Raw genomic sequence first — 15,542 nt, 5'->3', positions numbered from 1 at the left:
CGAGCGAGCGGCGGCGGACGCCCGTTCCCCGGCCGAACGGTTGCTCAGCCGATGGCGACCTCCGCGTACATCCGGGCGATCACGTCCTCGATGGCGGGCTCGCGCACCGAGAGGTCGACCAGCGGGTAGCCGGCGGCGACGGCCGCCACCACCGGGGCGGCGCTCTGCTCGGCCGGGAAGGCCAGCCACTGGCGCGGCCCCTCGACCCGGACCACCCGGGTGCCGGGCACCTCGATCGGCGGGCGCTCCTCGGCCAGGTCGACGACCAGGGTCCGCTCGCTGTCGCCGACCGCGTGCAGGCCCCCCAGCCCGCCGTCGTAGACGACCCGGCCGTGGTCGATCACCATGACCCGGTCGCAGAGCTGCTCGATGTCGGTGAGGTCGTGCGTGGTGAGCAGCACCGTGGTGCCGCGCTCGCGGTTGACCTCGCGCAGGAAGTCGCGCACCTTGCCCTTGCTGACCACGTCCAGGCCGATGGTCGGCTCGTCCAGGTACAGCACGGCCGGGTCGTGCAGCAGGGCGGCGGCGAGGTCGCCGCGCATCCGCTGGCCGAGCGAGAGCTGGCGCACCGGCGTGTCGAGCAGCGTGCCGAGGTCGAGCAGTTCGACGCAGCGTTCCAGGTTGGCGCGATATCGGTGCTCGGGGATCCGGTAGAGCCGGCGGGCCAGCTCGTAGGAGTCGCGCAGCGGGAGGTCCCACCACAGGGTGGTGCGCTGCCCGAAGACCACACCGATCCGGCGGGCCAGCGCGACCCGTTCGCGGGCCGGGTCGACGCCGGCCACCCGCAGCCGTCCCGCGCTGGGGACGAGGATGCCGGTGAGCATCTTGATGGTGGTGGACTTGCCGGCGCCGTTGGGGCCGATGTAGCCGACGCACTCGCCGGCCCGGACGGTGAAGGTCAGTCCGTCGACGGCGCGCACCTCGCGCTTCTCGCGCTTCAGCCGGCCGGCCTTGGCGCGCACGGTGAAGGTGCGGCGGACGTCGTCGAGTTCGATCAGTGCCATGGGTCTTCCTCAGTAAGGGCGGTGGGTGGAATCAGCTGCCGGCGCCGCGGTAGGCGCGCAGGCCGGCGCGCCAGACCAGGCCGGCGGCGGCCAGGCTCAGCACGGCGGCCAGCGGCGAGGCGAACCGGAAGGCGGCGGGCAGGCCCAGCGGGTCGGGCTCGTCGAGGATGTGCAGGGCGGGCAGCCAGTTGACGAAGGCCAGCGGCACGCCGAAGACGGTGCCCGCGACCAGTTCCTTGGCGAACACCGTCGGCGGGTACTGCAGCACGGTCGCGCCGCCGTAGGTGAAGGAGTGGTGCAGCTGCCCGGACTCGCCCCACCAGAACTGCAGGCCGGCGAAGCCGATGAAGACCGCGGCGAAGATGAGGGTGCCGCAGAGCAGCAGCACGGGCACCAGCAGCACCCGGTCCCAGGTCCAGCGGACGTCCAGCACGAACAGCGACCAGACCAGCACGGCCGCCGCCTGCGCGGGCCGTCCGATCCGGCGCAGCGAGAACCGCTCGGCGCAGATCTGGGCGAGCGCGGGCGCGGGCCGCACCAGCATGGTGTCCAGGGTGCCGGTGCGGATGCGCTCGCCGAGGGCGTCGATGGAGCCGACGAACAGGTTGGCCGTGCCGAGGGCGAAGGCGGAGGTGCCGTAGAGGAAGCCCAGTTCGGGCAGGGTCCAGCCGCCGAGGCTGTCGGTGTGCCGGAACATCAGGATGATCACGACGAAGTCGAGGAAGGTGATGGTGACGTTGGCGAAGGTCATCATCACGAACGACGCCCGGTAGGACATCAGCGCCCTGGTCCACATGGCGGCGACGAGCCACCAGGAGCGCACCGCCCACGCCGTCCGGGCGGCCAACCGTTCACGGGGAGCCAGCGGTTCGCGGGAAACAAGCAGCTCAGCCACCCTGGACCACCACCTTGCGGGTCGCGAGCAACTGGACCAGCCGCCCGGCCGCGAGCAGCACCAGCGCCCAGGCCAGCTGGAAGCCCAGCGCGCCGAGCAGTCCGGTGCCGGTGGCACGCTCCAGGAAGACGTCGGTCGGCACCTTCACCAGCGCCGCCCAGGGCAGCACCGTGGCGAGGTCGCCGAGCCGGCCGGGGAAGAGCGCGAGCGGCAGCAGCATCCCGGAGAAGAAGATCGACAGCATCACCATCAGGGTCCGCACCCCCTCCGAGTCGTGCAGCCAGAAGCCGGTGAGCGCGACGAGGAACCGCAGGCCGAAGCTGACCACCACCGCGAGCAGCACCGACAGCAGGAAGAACACCCAGGTCAGCGGGTGTTCGGGCATCCGAGTGCGGAAGGCCAGGGCGCCGACCAGCACGGGCGGCACGCCCCGGGCGAACAGGTCGAAGGCGGCCCGGCCGAGGTCGGTGGCCAGCCACCAGCCCTGGAAGTCCACCGGGCGGTAGAGGTCGATGGCGATGTCGCCGCTGCGGAACCGCTCCTGGACGTCGTCCTGGAAGCCGCCGCCCATGACGGCGACCGTCATCAACAGGGCCTGGCTGACCCAGATGTAGGTGACGGCGGCGCTCTCGTCGTAGCCGCCGAGGCCGGGGCGGGCCCGCCAGAGGGCGACGAAGGTGTAGGCGAGGATGAAGCCGAAGACCGTGTTGGTGAAGGCCCCGGCCACGGTGGCGGCCCGGTAGGTGGAGAAACGGCGGAAGGCGCCGCGGACGACCGCGGCGTACAGGCTCAGGGCGGCGCGGGCGCCGCCGGGATCGGGAGGACGGAGCTCGGCCCGAGACGGCCCAAGCCTCTGCATATTGTCTCCTTATCGACAAATGGCGGCACAGGGAGACCCCTGTCCGCGAGCGCGCATGCCGGACCGGCCCCGGCCGCCCATCCCCCGGGGGTCCCGGGCCGGGCGGCGGAGCTGACGGGCCGAAGCCCGAAGTGGCTGCGCTATCTGGTTTGCACCTTTCACCGTACTGCGACCGCGCCCCGCCCGCACCCGGTTTTTCCATCACCCGACCGGAGCCGCCCCGGCAGCTGATGCGCAGTCAAATAGCACATAATCTCCGCATGACCCCGCGCACCAGCCGCCAGGCCAAACGGGCCGCCCGCCGCGAGGCCCGCCGCGCCCTACCGCTCCGGCGACGGCTGCTGCCCACCTGGCGGGTCACCCTCGGCGCCGTCCTCGGCACACTGCTGCTCGCCGTCGGTGCCTTCGCCGTGCTCTACGTCATCGTGCCGCTGCCCGACCCCAACGCGCAGGCCGTCGCCCAGAGCAACATCTACCTCTACGCCGACGGCGTCACCGAGATCGCCCGCACCGGGGCCGTCAACCGCACCGACGTCACCATCGACGAGGTCCCGGTCACCACCCGGCAGGCCGTCGTCTCCGCCGAGGACCGCACCTTCTACCAGAACCGCGGCATCGACCTGAAGGGCATGGTCCGGGCCGGCTGGAACAGCCTGACCGGCCAGGGCATGCAGGGCGGCTCCACCATCACCCAGCAGTACGTCAAGAACTACTACCTCACCCAGAGCCGGACCATCGAACGCAAGGGCCGCGAACTGCTCATCGCCCTCAAGGTCGACCAGCAGCGCGGCAAGGACGAGATCCTCGCCGGCTACCTCAACACCAGCTACTTCGGCCGCGGCGCCTACGGAATCCAGAGCGCCGCCCGCGCCTACTACGGCGTCGAGGCCTCCCAGCTGACCCTCCCGCAGAGCGCCTACCTCGCCGCCCTGCTCCAGGCCCCCAGCGCCTACGACGTCAAGACCGCCACCCCCGCCAACCGCGAACGGGCCGTCGCCCGCTGGCACTACACCCTCGACGGCATGGTCCAGCTCGGCTTCCTCGGCGCCACCGAACGCGCCGCCCTCACCTTCCCCGAGCCGATCGACCCCCAGCCCGCCACCGGCCTCGCCGGCCAGGCCGGCTACCTGGTCGGCGTCGCCGACGACTACCTGGTCGGCAGCGGCATCCTCGACAGCGCCACCCTCAAGGCCGGCGGCTGGCGCATCACCACCACCTTCGACCAGCAGAAGCAGGACGCCTTCGTCCACGCCGTCCAGGACGAACTCACCGACGAACTCGACCCCACCGCCCGGCCCGACACCGACACCGACGTCCGGGTCGCCGGCGCCTCCGTCGAACCCGCCACCGGCCGCGTCGTCGCCGTCTACGGCGGCCCCGACTACGCCAGACAGCCCTACAACGACGCACTGCGCCAGGACAACCAGATCGGTTCCACCTTCAAGCCCGTCGACCTCGCCGCCGGCCTCACCTCCCACCACAGCAGCGGCGACGGCCACCCGATCACCACCGAGACCCGCTACGACGGCACCAGCGAACGCCCCGTCACCGACGGCCCCACCCCCTACGCGCCGCCCAACGAGGACGACCTCGACTACGGGCCCGTCACCCTGCGCCAGGCCATGGCCAAGTCGGTCAACTCCGTGTACGCGCAGGTCGGCGTGGACGCCGGACTCGACCACGTCCGGGAGACCGCCATCCGGCTCGGCATCCCCGGCGACGTCCCCGGCCTGGACCCCGCCAACACCTCGATGACCCTCGGCACCGCCACCCCCAGCGCCCTCGACCTGGCCGGCGTCTACGCCGCCCTCGCCAACCACGGCGAGGCCCACCGGCCCTGGTCGGTCGCCGCGCTGGAACGGATCACCCCCGGCACCGGCCCCGTCGAGGCACCGGAACTGCCCGAACACATCCCCGCCACCGCCCTCGACCGGGGCACCGCCGACGCCGTCACCGACGTCCTGCGCGACGTCATCAGCACCCGCGGCACCGGCGCCGCCGCCCTCGACCTCGGCCGGCCCGCCGCCGGCAAGACCGGCACCACCGACGCCAACCTCTCCGCCTGGTTCGCCGGCTACACCCCCGAACTCGCCGCCACCGTCGGCCTCTTCCGCGAGAACCCGAAGACCCACGCCAAGGAACCGCTGGCCGGCACCGCCGGCTACGCCCGGATCAACGGCGGCGCCTTCCCCACCCGGATCTGGACCGCGTACATGAGCGCCGTCCTGGACGGCACCCCCGTCCAGAGCTTCGACCTCGAACCCAGCGAGGGCAACGGCCGCCCGGCCGGCGGCGGACCCACCGGCACCCCGACCGCCACCTCCACCGCCACCTCGTCCGCCGCCCCCACCGCCCCCGTGCCCTCCCCCCACGCCCCCGGCGGCCGCGACGGCACCGCCCAGACCCCGGCGGCCCCGGCCGCACCCGCGGCCCCCGCCGCGCCGCTCACCCCCCGGCAGCCGACCGTCCCCGCCCCGGAGCCCACCCGGCCCACCGCCGCCCCCGAACCGGTCACCCCCACGGCACCCGCCGCGCAGGAACCCACCCAGCCTCAGCCCACCCCCAGCACCCGGCCCACCACCGACCGGCCCACCGCCCAGCCGGCGACCACCGCCCCCAGCAAGGCCCCCGACCCGACCCGCACCCCGGGCCCCGGCCCCAGCACCGCCCAACCCCCCGCCGGCGCCCAACCGGGCACCCCGCCCCCGGCGTGACGCCCGAGGCGACACGCAGGCGCGACGCCTCAGGCCACCAGCTCACGCTCCAACGGCGTCCGGAACCGCGGCGTCACCCGGACCGCCCCCAACCAGCCCGCCAACCGCCGCGCCTGCGCCGCCACCGCCTCCCCCGCCTCGGCCCCCACGTCCCCGAACAGCCGCCACACCACCTCGCCGTCCGCCCGCTGCGCCCAGCCGCCGACCACCCGGCCGCACCACCACACCGTCGGCCCCGCGTTCCCCGCCCGGTCGAACAGCGCCGGCACGTCCCCGGGCCGCAGGTACCAGTCCCGGCCGCGCCAGCCCATCACCGCCGGATCCAGCCCCGGCAGCAGCGCCGCCCACGGCTCCGGCTCCGCCACCGGCCCCTCGTCCCCCGGCAGCACCAGGCCCACCGCGCCGCCGGACAGCGACACCTCCACCGCGCCGACGTCCGCCAGCGCCTTCCGGACCTCCCCCAGCGTCCAGCCCGTCCACCACTTCACGTCCTCGACGGTGCCCGGCCCGTACGACGCCAGCCAGCGCCGCACCACCTCCGCCTTCGCCTCCCGCACCGGCACGTCCGGCCACGGCGCCACCGGCGCCCACGGATAGCTGTTGCTCAGCCACGACCCACGCGGCCGGGAGCGCCGCACGTGCCCGTCCGAGGCCAGCACCCGCAGCAGCCGGCTCCCCACGCTCTGCTTCGCCTCGTACGGCTTGCCCACCGACATCAGCATCGTCTCGCGCAGCGCCGGCACGTCCGCGCCCAGCTCGGCCGTGGTCGCCTCACCGCGCGCCGCCAGCGCCGCCAGCACCGCCCGCTCGGTGCGCGCCAGCCGGACCTCGTCCCAGCCCTCGGCGAACTCCGCGAGGTGCTTGACCAGGGTCGCCCGCTCCTTGGCCGCGATCTGCCGCGCCGCCGCCGCGCTCACGTACGGCGCGAACTCCTCGGTCACCGCGAAGAGCGTGCGCCGCATCGACAGCAGCTTCACCAGCGAGACGTCCTCGTACAGCGCCCGCTCCACCTCGCCCGCCGACGGCTCGCGCAGCCGCGCGCACGCCGACAGGTACACCGTCGCGGGGTCGGAGGCGTGCAGCCCGACGACCGCGTCGGCCACCTCCTCCACCCGCGCCGCCCACCCGCCGGGCGCCAGCAGCAGCCGCCGCCCCAGCCGCGCCCGGCGCTCGGCGTCGCCGATCTCCACTCCACTGCTGACCATGACCGGCTCCCCGGGGCTCAGAGGTCGGGCGACAGGACGACCGGCGGGACCTCGTACGGCGGCTAGAGGTACAGACCCGTCGAGCCCTCGGTGTCACCGAAGCGCATCGCGGCCACGGCGTGCAGGTCGCGCTCGCGCAGCAGGACGTAGGTGGCGCCGCGGACTTCGACCTCCAGCTTGTCCTCGGGGTCGTAGAGGACCCGGTCGCCGGGCTCCACGGAGCGCACGCTCTGTCCCACGGCCACGGCCTCGGCCCAGGCGCAGCGCTTGGAGATCTCGGCCGTCGCCGGGATGAGGATGCCGCCGGTGGAGCGGCGCTCGCCCTCGCCGGCCTCGGTCTTCACCAGCACGCGGTCGTGCAGCATCTTGATCGGCAGCTTCTCGCCCAGCCGGTCGTGACGCGGCGAGTCGGCCTCGGCGGAGAGGGACTGCTGGGTCGGTTCGTCGTTCGTACTCACGACCCCGAAGGTACCGCCCCCGGGCGCGGCGTGTGACGCCAGCCCGGTCCTGCGGCGGGAACGGCACCGGGCCGGGCACGCGGTGCCCGGCCCGGAGGTGCGGTGGCCGCTCAGCCCTTGCGGCGCCGGCGCGCCGAGGCGACCAGCAGCACCAGGCCGACGCCGACCAGCGCGGCCGGGACGATCCGCTCCTTGCGCGGCTGCCCCTTCTCGTCCACGAACTGCGCACGGGCCTGCTCCACCAGCCCGCTCGCGGCCACGTACGCCCGGCCGGCCTTCTCCTCGACGGCGGCCACGGCCTTCGCCTTCACCTGGGCGGAGATGGTGGTCGGGTGCACCCGCACGGCGAGCTCGTCCAGCGTCGCCGCCAGCTGGGTGCGGGTCCGGGCGATGTCCGCCTCGATCTGGGCGGTCGTCCGCGCCGACTTGTCCGTACTGCTCGCCTCGCCCACTCGGGCCACCCCATTCACTGATGTTCGTCCTGTGCGACTGACCCAGTGTGTCAGCTACCACGCGCAGCCGCGCGGCCCCACCCACCATCGGAGGTAGGTTTGCCGTGGTACGACCGCCCGTCCAGCACCAGGAGAAACCCGTGAGTGAGCGTCTCCAGCCCGGTGACACCGCGCCCGCCTTCACCCTGTCCGACGCCGACGGCAACGAGGTGTCCCTCGCCGACCACCTCGGCCGCAAGGTGATCGTCTACTTCTACCCGGCCGCGCTCACCCCCGGGTGCACCAAGCAGGCCTGCGACTTCACCGACAACCTGGAGGTCTTCTCCGGGGCCGGCTACGACGTCATCGGCATCTCGCCGGACAAGCCGGAGAAGCTCGGCAGGTTCCGCGAGGCCGAGGACCTCAAGGTCACCCTGCTCTCCGACCCGGAGAAGAAGGTGCTGGAGGCCTACGGCGCGTTCGGCGAGAAGAAGCTGTACGGCAAGACCGTCACCGGCGTGATCCGCTCCACCGTGATCGTGGACGAGCAGGGCAAGGTCGAGCACGCGCTGTACAACGTCAAGGCGACCGGCCACGTCGCCAAGCTGCTGCGCGACCTCAAGGTCGCCGCGGCCTGACGCGACGCCCGGGCACGGCGGCGGCGCGTGACGTTTCGTCACCGCCGTGTCCCGGTGCTGTCCGCGCTCTGCCCGGGACCTGTCGGCGGCGGGCCCGCACCCCCTAGCGTTCTGCTCACCGGGCGCCAGCCGCCCGGGTCACGTTCCCGCCCCAGGAGTAGAGCCGTGCAGAGTGCCAGATCCGTGTCCACCGCCCGTGTCGCCGTCGCTGGCGCGATCGTCGCGGCGCTCGCGCTGACGGCCTGCGGGCCGGAGAACGAGGACACCGCCGTACCGCCGCCGGCCACCCCGGCCGCCTCGGCACCGGCGACGGCGCCCGCCACGGCACCGGCCTCCGCACCCGCGAGCAGCGCCGCCGGCAGCTCCGCGAGCGGCTCCGCCAAGCCCTCCGCCCCGGCCGGAAAGCGCCGGGTCGTCGACGCGCGGACGGCCGGCGGGCTCGCCAGGACCACCGGGAAGGACGCCGTCTCCGACGTCGCCGTCGACCCGGGCGAGATGCGCGAGAACATGCACATGGTGCTCGCCGACTTCGACCGCCCCGGCCAGACCTCCGGCCGCCGGATCCTGCTGATCGCCGTCGACAACATCCCCGAGGACCCGGCCAAGCGCCGCGAGCACCTCTGGCGCGGCATGATCGACTACGCCCTGCGCAACGGCTCCACCGGCGAGCCGACCACCGCCACCCCGTTCGCGGCCGGCCCGCTCGGCGGCTCGCTGGAGTGCCTCAAGCTGCCGGAGGCTCCCACCACGGACGTCGTCTGCGGCTGGTCCGACGCCTCCACGGCCGGCGTCGCGCTGTTCCCCAGGACCACCCCGGCGGAGGCGGCCGCCCTGTTCGCCACGATGCGCGGCGACATCGAGAAGTAGGCCCGGAGACACGACGACGCAGCGGTGGCGGCGCACCCCCCGACCGGGTGCACCGCCACCGCCGTCTCTCACCTCAGGCGACCGCTGTCATCAGCAGGCGCCGAGGTCGCTCCAGACACCCCAAGAGCCGCTGGCGCTCGGGTCGTCGCCCTTGGTCCACCACTTGTTCTGGTAGTAGTGGCCCTTCCAGGAGACCTTGGTCGGGGTGGCGTAGGTGGTGCCCGCGTCCCAGCTCGGCGCACCCGCGCAGCCGGCCGGCGTGGTCGGCGGCGTCGTGGGAGGCGTGGTCGGAGGCGTGGTCGGCGGGGTGGTGGGAGGCGTGGTCGGCGGCGTCGTGGGAGGCGTCGTCGGCGGGGTGGTCGGAGGCGTCGTGCCGCCGTCGACCGCGCCGCGGGTCAGGTCGCCCTTGAGGCCGTACAGCGTGCCGCCCACGTTGACCGTCCAGTTGGACGGGGTGGACACCGGCAGGTAGTAGACGAAGTCCATGTCGATCGACGCGCCCGGCGCGAGCGACTGCCAGCCCGGCAGCTTCACCGAGACCCGGTTGTAGGTGCCCTTGAGGCCGCCCACGTTGCCGGTGCCGGAGTGGTCCTGCTTGATCACGGTCAGACCGAAGCCGGACTGGTCCTTGGCGTTGCCCGGGGCCGAGTTGCTGTAGTCGAACTGGAACTCGGTGCCGCCCGGCAGGGTCGTCGTCGAGTTGTTGACGATGTGGATCTTCGGGTTGATCGGGTAGTTCGAGTCACCCAGCGCGAAGTTGGTGAACGACACGTCGATCGGCAGGGTCTGCTGCGGCAGCGCGATCGTCGAGCGGGTCGCGCCGTACGGCGAGGCCGCCTTGAACTTGTCGTACATCAGCGTGGTCAGCGTGTCACCGGGCACGTACTGGCCCTTGCCGCCGTTGGCGGTGGCGTCCCACTTGTAGTCGCCCGCGAGCTCCCAGATCATCGTGCCGCCGGCACCCTGGTTGACGATGTAGTCGGCCTTGGCGGCGATCGACTGCTCGTCCTCGGTCGACAGGTAGACCTTCTTGGTCTCGTTCCACAGCCACGGCGCCACCAGGGTGGAGCTGTAGTTGCGCACGTAGCTGCCCTGCAGGGCGGTGTCGGTCACGCCGTACTTGGAGAGGTAGTCGGGCACGATGCCCTTCTCCAGGTTCTTGGCGTGCCACATCGGGTTCGACCCGGCCGGGGACTCCTTGCCCGCGTCGTCCTTGTCGTTCCAGATGTTGTCGATGCCGACCGCGCCGTCACCGCACGAGGTCAGGCCGGAGCCGACCGGGCAGGTGGTCGCCGCGGCGGTGCCCCAGAGACCGTTGGTGCCGCCCTGGACGTTCTTGAAGCCGCGGGTGTAGTACGGCAGGCCGACGTTGATCCGGCCGGCGGGCATCGCACCGCGGAAGTAGTGGTACGACCAGTCGGCGTTCAGGTAGCCGATGCCGCCGTACTGGCCGGTGCCGTAGACGTTGGCCGCCGCCAGCTCGCCGTCCTTGCCGTCGTCGAACAGCGCGGCGTTCGGGCCGACGTACTTGTTCCAGGAGCCGTGCAGGTCGTACGACATGATGTCGACGTAGTCCAGGTACTGCGCGATCTGGAAGGTCTCCATGCCGCGCAGCAGGTAGCCGGACGACGGGGCCGCGACCGAGAGCAGGTAGTGCTTGCCGTCGGCGGCGCCGGCCCGGTCCAGCTTCTCGCGCAGCGTCTTCATCAGCGCCGCGTAGCCCTTGGCCAGCGAGCCGCGCTTGCCGTTGGCGATCTGCCAGTCCAGCGGGTTGCCCGCGTCCTTCATCGAGGTCGGGTACTCGTAGTCGACGTCGACGCCGTTGAAGCCGTACTTCTTGATGAAGTCGACGGCCGAGTTGGCGAAGGTGTCGATGCCCGCCTGGTTGACGCTGCCGTCCGGGTTGACGGTCATCGAGTAGAAGCCGCCGGAGTTGACGCGCTTGCCGTCGTCCCCGAAGTACCCGCCGGTCTCGGTCCAACCGCCCACCGAGATCATCGTCTTGACGTTCGGGTACTGCTTCTTGTACTTCGTCAGCAGGTTGAAGTGGCCCTTGTAGGGCAGCGACGGGTCGAGCTCCGCGCCGGGCACGCCGGGGAAGGACATCCCGGTGGCCGGGTTCTGCGCGTTGTCGCCGCCGACCGACAGCTTGTTGTCCGAACCGACGTGGGCGAACGCGTAGTTGAGGTGGGTGACCTTGTCCCACGGGATGTCGCTGACCAGGTACGGCTTGGTGCCGTCCTGGCCGGTGCGCCAGCTGGTGAAGTAGCCGATGATGCGGCGCTGGTGGTCCGCGCCCATCTTCTCGCGGCCGTTGGTGTCGTAGACACTGCAGTAGGGGACGTCGACGCCGGGCGTGGCGTACAGGCCGTCGGGGCGACAGGCCGCGTTGTCGACGGCGGCGGACGCCTGGGAAGGCGCCGCGCCCAGCGTGGCCACCAGCAGGCCGGCCATCGCCGCACCCGCCATCGCGGCCAGGCCGGCGCGGGCCGCCGGGCTCGTGGAACGACGGGCAGCGGTGGGACGCCGCTCCGCCGAGGATCGGATCAACACTCGGTCCTCCGGGCAGAGTGTCGGCGCGTGCCTGTGGGGGAGCACGCACGTGGGGGAAAGCAGATTGGCGCCGAAGCTATGTGGTCTGAACCACATAGGTCAATAGGTCTGTACCAATTGGTAATCAATTCCCCAACATCCCCGGTCGAACGGCTGATTGTCGACGGTCACCCGGCACCCCCCACACCCCAGCCACCCCCGCACTCCTCCGCATGCCGACCACCCCCCACCCGGGCCCCCGCCGGCACCACCCCCGTAACCGAACGCCTCACCGATCGTTCACCCGGACGGGGGACGGGCACGCGCGAGCCCGAAGGGGAGAGTCATGGCGGTCAGGTACACCCGCGACCTGCTGACGGCGGTCGCCGCCGAGTCGTCCAGCGTCAACGACATGATGAGGAGGCTTGGCGTGCCGCTGGCGGGCGGCACGCACAGCTACCTGAGCAAGCGGTTGCGGCACTACGGGATCGACACCTCGCACTTCACCGGCGGCCGGCCCGCGTACGAGCGCCGGACCTACACCCGGGAGCAGCTCGCCGAGGCCGCCGCGAGGAGCACCGGGATCGGCGCGATGCTGCGCGAGCTGGGCGTGGTGCCGTACGACAGCGCGTACTCCTACATGAAGCGGCGACTGGCCGAGTTCGGCATCGACACCTCGCACTTCCGCGGGGAGGTCCGGGACGAGCAGGTGATCACGGCCGTCCGCGAACAGTCCAGCATCGCCGGCGTGATCCGGGCGCTCGGCCTCTCCGAGAGCGGCGGGGCGCGCAAGCTCGTCAAGAACGTCATCGCCCGTCACGGACTGGACACCGGCCACTTCACCGGGTCGGCCCACAACCGGGGCGCGCGGACAGGGCCCCGGGTCCGTCCGGACGCCCTCCTGGTGGCGCTGCCGCCCGGAAGCCACCGCGTCCCCGGCGACCGGCTGCGGGCCATGCTCGTCCACATCGGCACACCGGACGCCTGCTCCGGCTGCGGCACCCCGCCGTCCTGGCGCGGACGTCCGCTGACGCTGGAGGTCGACCACATCAACGGCGACTGGCTCGACAACCGGCGCGAGAACCTCCGGCTGCTCTGCCCGAACTGCCACGCCGTCACCCCGACGTACTGCGGACGGAACCGCAAACCTGTCATCGGCGCCCCCGGCAGCCGGTAGGCTTGTGCCGACGTGCGCCCGTACCCCAGCTGGCTAGAGGGCTGCGACTTAGGATCGCAGTGTCGTGGGTTCGAGTCCCACCGGGCGTACCAAGCAAAATGGCCCACCTGCCTTCAAATCAAAGGCAGGTGGGCCATTGCCGTGGTGCGCGGGGGTCAGGCGATGAGGTCCTTCACGACCGGGGCGAGGGCGCGGAAGGCCTGGCCGCGGTGGCTGATGGCGTTCTTCTCGGCGGGGGTGAGTTCGGCGCAGGTGCGGGTCTCGCCGAGGGGCTGGAGGACGGGGTCGTAGCCGAAGCCGCCGTCGCCGGACGGGGCGGTGCGCAGGGTGCCGAGCAGGCGGCCCTCGACGACGCGCTCGGTGCCGTCGGGCAGGGCGAGGGCGGCGGCGCAGAAGAAGTGGGCGCCGCGGTGCTCGGCGGCGATGTCGGAGAGCTGGGCGAGCAGGAGGTCGAGGTTGGCGCGGTCGTCGCCGTGCTTGCCGGACCAGCGGGCGGAGAAGATGCCGGGCGCGCCGTTCAGGACGTCCACGCACAGGCCGGAGTCGTCGGCGACGGCCGGCAGGCCGGTGGCGCGGGCCAGCGCGTGTGCCTTGAGCAGGGCGTTCTCGGCGAAGGTGACGCCGGTCTCGGGGACGTCGGGGATCTCCGGGTAGGCGTCGGCGCCGACCAGCTCGACGTCCAGGCCGGCATCGCCGAGGATGTCGCGCAGTTCGGCGACCTTGTACTGGTTACGGGTGGCGAGGATGAGTCGAGTGGTCATGGAACCACCCTAAACCGAGCAAACGGTGTGATCCCGCGTCAGCCGGAGCCCCGGCCGCCGCCCCGGTCGGCGCCTCAGCCGGTGCAGACCTTGGTGAGGTTCGAGGCGGCGTCGCCGAGCGGCTTGAAGTCCGGCACCTGCTTGTTGTTGACCGCCTGCTGGACCTTCTCGACCTGGGTGCCGAGGTCGGTGATGGCCTGGGCGACGTCGGTGTCCTTGGAGTTCTTGCCCAGCTGGTCGAGGTCGTTCTTCAGCTTCTGCAGCGCCTGCCCGGCGGCGGCCGCGTCGTTGCTCGCGTTGCTGTAGGCGTTGCTGACCTCGTTGATGTCGCCGGTGATCTTGACGGCGGTGTTGCCGCAGTCGATCGCCTTCTGGGCGGCGGAGCAACTGACCGCGCTGAGCGGGAGGATGGCGATCAGGCCGGCCACGGCGAGCATGGTGGGGCGGGCGATGCTCTGGGGCATCCGGTCCTCCTGGGTGCGCGGGGTATCCGGAAGGGAAGGACGCGCGCTGAGGGGTGCGCGGTTCCCGCAATCGGGTGCTGCGGGAACCGTACGGGCTCCGGGCCCGGCCTGTACAGCGGCCGTGCCCGGAGCCGGTGATTTCCGGAAACCGAAGCGGAACCGCGCCCTCAGGAGGTAAGGGGCGGCCCGCCGGCGCCGGCTCGCCGGTGTCAGCCCTCCAGCTCGCCGAGGACCTTGCGCTGGACCTCGTCGAGCTCGGCGCAGCCGAGGGTGCCGAGGTCGAGCAGCCGGTCGAGCAGGGCGCGGTCGAAGGGGGCGCCCTCGGCGGTGCCCTGGACCTCGACGAAGCGGCCGTCGGAGGTGCAGACGATGTTCATGTCGGTCTCGGCGCGGACGTCCTCCTCGTACTGGAGGTCGAGCATCGGGACGCCGTCGATGATGCCGACGCTGACGGCGCTGACGCCGCCGGTGATCGGCTTGCCCTTGGCGCGCAGCAGCTTGCGCTCGCGGGCCCAGGAGACGGCGTCGACGAGCGCGACGTAGGCGCCGGTGATGGCGGCGGTGCGGGTGCCGCCGTCGGCCTGGAGGACGTCGCAGTCGAGGACGATGGTGTTCTCGGCGAGGGCGCGGTGGTCGACCACGGCGCGCAGCGAGCGGCCGATGAGCCGGCTGATCTCGTGGGTGCGGCCGCCGAGGCGGCCCTTGACGGACTCGCGGTCGCCGCGGGTGTTGGTGGCGCGCGGGAGCATGGAGTACTCGGCGGTGACCCAGCCTTCGCCGCTGCCCTTGCGCCAGCGCGGGACGCCCTCGGTGACGCTGGCGGTGCACAGCACCTTGGTGTCGCCGTAGGAGATGAGGACGGAGCCTTCGGCGTGCTTGCTCCAGCCCCGTTCGATGGTGACGGGACGGAGCTGGTCGGGGGTGCGGCCGTCGATGCGTGACATAGGCACCGAGCGTAGTCGGTTGCGGCGGGTGGTCCGGGTACGCCCCGAGGCGTCCTGAGGCGTCCCGAGGCGTCCGGGTCTGCCCGGACGGGCCGCCGCCGGTGCCGGGACGTGCCGCGGCCCGCCGACCGGAGGGGTCGGCGGGCCGGGGTGCGCGAGCCCGGTGGGCTCAGCTCACATCATGTCCTCGATGTCGGCGGCGATCGGGTCGGCGTCGGTGCCGATGACGACCTGGATCGCGGTTCCCATCTTCACGACGCCGTGGGCGCCGGCGGCCTTCAGCGCGGCCTCGTTGACCAGGGAGGCGTCCTTGACCTCGGTGCGCAGGCGGGTGATGCAGCCCTCGACCTCTTCGATGTTGTCGATGCCGCCCAGACCGGCGACGATCTTCTCAGCCTTGCTGGCCATTGCTTTCTCCCTCTGTCTCGGCCCGTCGGCTGCTCTGCCGGGTGCCGTCCTGCGCGGTGACCTCGGTCGCGGTGACGCGGGGTCAGTGGTCGGTCGTGCCGTGGCACGCTGCCGGAGCAGCGCGACCAGCATGACCCGAGCCGGACCGATATGCCACGTTAGTCCACTTTTGGCCCACTCCGGCG

The 15,542-nt window shown here is 72.4% G+C and carries 15 protein-coding genes and 1 tRNA gene; 5 read left to right on the top strand and 11 right to left on the bottom strand.

From position 1 onward, the window contains the following. Positions 1–44 precede the first annotated feature (44 nt). Genes ABT093_RS14930 through ABT093_RS14920 form a run of 3 tightly spaced genes read right to left on the bottom strand, consistent with a single transcriptional unit; the run spans position 45 to position 2,758 of the window. Positions 45–1,004, bottom strand: coding sequence for an ABC transporter ATP-binding protein (locus ABT093_RS14930; protein WP_350564206.1), 960 nt, complete (start codon positions 1,002–1,004; stop codon positions 45–47). A gap of 31 nt (positions 1,005–1,035) precedes the next feature. Next, complete coding sequence (locus ABT093_RS14925) at positions 1,036–1,899, bottom strand: ABC transporter permease (RefSeq protein ID WP_350564205.1); 864 nt, start codon at positions 1,897–1,899, stop codon at positions 1,036–1,038. Beyond that, the gene (locus ABT093_RS14920) at positions 1,892–2,758 is read right to left on the bottom strand and encodes an ABC transporter permease (RefSeq protein ID WP_350564203.1); all 867 of its coding nucleotides are present in this window, start codon (positions 2,756–2,758) and stop codon (positions 1,892–1,894) included. The genes ABT093_RS14925 and ABT093_RS14920 overlap by 8 nt, the downstream gene beginning before the upstream one ends. Positions 2,759–3,018: 260 nt before the next feature. Between ABT093_RS14920 and ABT093_RS14915 the strand changes: the two genes are divergently transcribed. Continuing rightward, positions 3,019–5,472, top strand: a complete 2,454-nt coding sequence (locus tag ABT093_RS14915) for a transglycosylase domain-containing protein (RefSeq protein ID WP_350564201.1) — start codon at positions 3,019–3,021, stop codon at positions 5,470–5,472. A 29-nt stretch (positions 5,473–5,501) separates the two neighbouring features. On the opposite strand, the gene ABT093_RS14910 is transcribed toward ABT093_RS14915, so the two are convergent. From ABT093_RS14910 to ABT093_RS14900, 3 genes are all read right to left on the bottom strand, one after another. After that, a complete protein-coding gene (locus ABT093_RS14910; RefSeq protein WP_350564200.1) occupies positions 5,502–6,677 on the bottom strand; it encodes a winged helix DNA-binding domain-containing protein in 1,176 nt (391 codons plus the stop codon). Between the two features lie 62 nt (positions 6,678–6,739). Then, on the bottom strand, positions 6,740–7,042 hold the full coding sequence (locus ABT093_RS14905; RefSeq protein ID WP_078881937.1) for a co-chaperone GroES: 303 nt from the start codon (positions 7,040–7,042) through the stop codon (positions 6,740–6,742). Between the two features lie 203 nt (positions 7,043–7,245). Further along, positions 7,246–7,596: a DUF3618 domain-containing protein gene (locus tag ABT093_RS14900; protein WP_350564198.1), complete on the bottom strand. Its 351-nt coding sequence runs from the start codon at positions 7,594–7,596 to the stop codon at positions 7,246–7,248. A gap of 131 nt (positions 7,597–7,727) precedes the next feature. Between ABT093_RS14900 and bcp the strand changes: the two genes are divergently transcribed. Both bcp and ABT093_RS14890 read left to right on the top strand, forming a co-directional pair. Further along, positions 7,728–8,204 (top strand): thioredoxin-dependent thiol peroxidase, encoded by a 477-nt coding sequence (bcp, locus tag ABT093_RS14895; RefSeq protein WP_350564196.1) that lies wholly within the window; start codon positions 7,728–7,730, stop codon positions 8,202–8,204. A gap of 183 nt (positions 8,205–8,387) precedes the next feature. Further along, positions 8,388–9,071, top strand: a complete 684-nt coding sequence (locus ABT093_RS14890; protein WP_350564194.1) for a hypothetical protein — start codon at positions 8,388–8,390, stop codon at positions 9,069–9,071. Between the two features lie 90 nt (positions 9,072–9,161). On the opposite strand, the gene ABT093_RS14885 is transcribed toward ABT093_RS14890, so the two are convergent. Next, positions 9,162–11,540: a chitinase C-terminal domain-containing protein gene (locus ABT093_RS14885; RefSeq protein ID WP_350564255.1), complete on the bottom strand. Its 2,379-nt coding sequence runs from the start codon at positions 11,538–11,540 to the stop codon at positions 9,162–9,164. Positions 11,541–11,949: 409 nt separating this feature from the next. Between ABT093_RS14885 and ABT093_RS14880 the strand changes: the two genes are divergently transcribed. Together ABT093_RS14880 and ABT093_RS14875 are read left to right on the top strand one after the other, a co-directional pair. Further along, complete coding sequence (locus ABT093_RS14880) at positions 11,950–12,780, top strand: HNH endonuclease signature motif containing protein (RefSeq protein ID WP_350564192.1); 831 nt, start codon at positions 11,950–11,952, stop codon at positions 12,778–12,780. Positions 12,781–12,794: 14 nt separating this feature from the next. After that, positions 12,795–12,872 (top strand) — tRNA-Leu (locus tag ABT093_RS14875). Positions 12,873–12,935: 63 nt separating this feature from the next. Here the strand turns inward: ABT093_RS14875 and rdgB are convergent. The 4 genes from rdgB to ABT093_RS14855 all read right to left on the bottom strand — a co-directional run bounded on the left by rdgB (position 12,936) and on the right by ABT093_RS14855 (position 15,357). Next, the gene (gene rdgB, locus ABT093_RS14870; RefSeq protein ID WP_350564190.1) at positions 12,936–13,541 is read right to left on the bottom strand and encodes an RdgB/HAM1 family non-canonical purine NTP pyrophosphatase; all 606 of its coding nucleotides are present in this window, start codon (positions 13,539–13,541) and stop codon (positions 12,936–12,938) included. A gap of 74 nt (positions 13,542–13,615) precedes the next feature. Further along, positions 13,616–14,005, bottom strand: coding sequence for a hypothetical protein (locus ABT093_RS14865; RefSeq protein WP_350564188.1), 390 nt, complete (start codon positions 14,003–14,005; stop codon positions 13,616–13,618). Positions 14,006–14,214: 209 nt separating this feature from the next. Further along, a complete protein-coding gene (gene rph, locus ABT093_RS14860) occupies positions 14,215–14,949 on the bottom strand; it encodes a ribonuclease PH (protein WP_350564186.1) in 735 nt (244 codons plus the stop codon). Between the two features lie 174 nt (positions 14,950–15,123). Next, positions 15,124–15,357, bottom strand: a complete 234-nt coding sequence (locus ABT093_RS14855) for a PTS sugar transporter subunit IIB (protein ID WP_063349220.1) — start codon at positions 15,355–15,357, stop codon at positions 15,124–15,126. Positions 15,358–15,542: the final 185 nt, after the last annotated feature.

Source organism: Kitasatospora sp. NPDC002551 (assembly GCF_040296005.1).
GTDB lineage: Bacteria > Actinomycetota > Actinomycetes > Streptomycetales > Streptomycetaceae > Kitasatospora.
The sequence above is the reverse complement of the archived record's forward strand: the minus strand, read 5'-3'. Positions and strand labels throughout refer to the sequence as shown.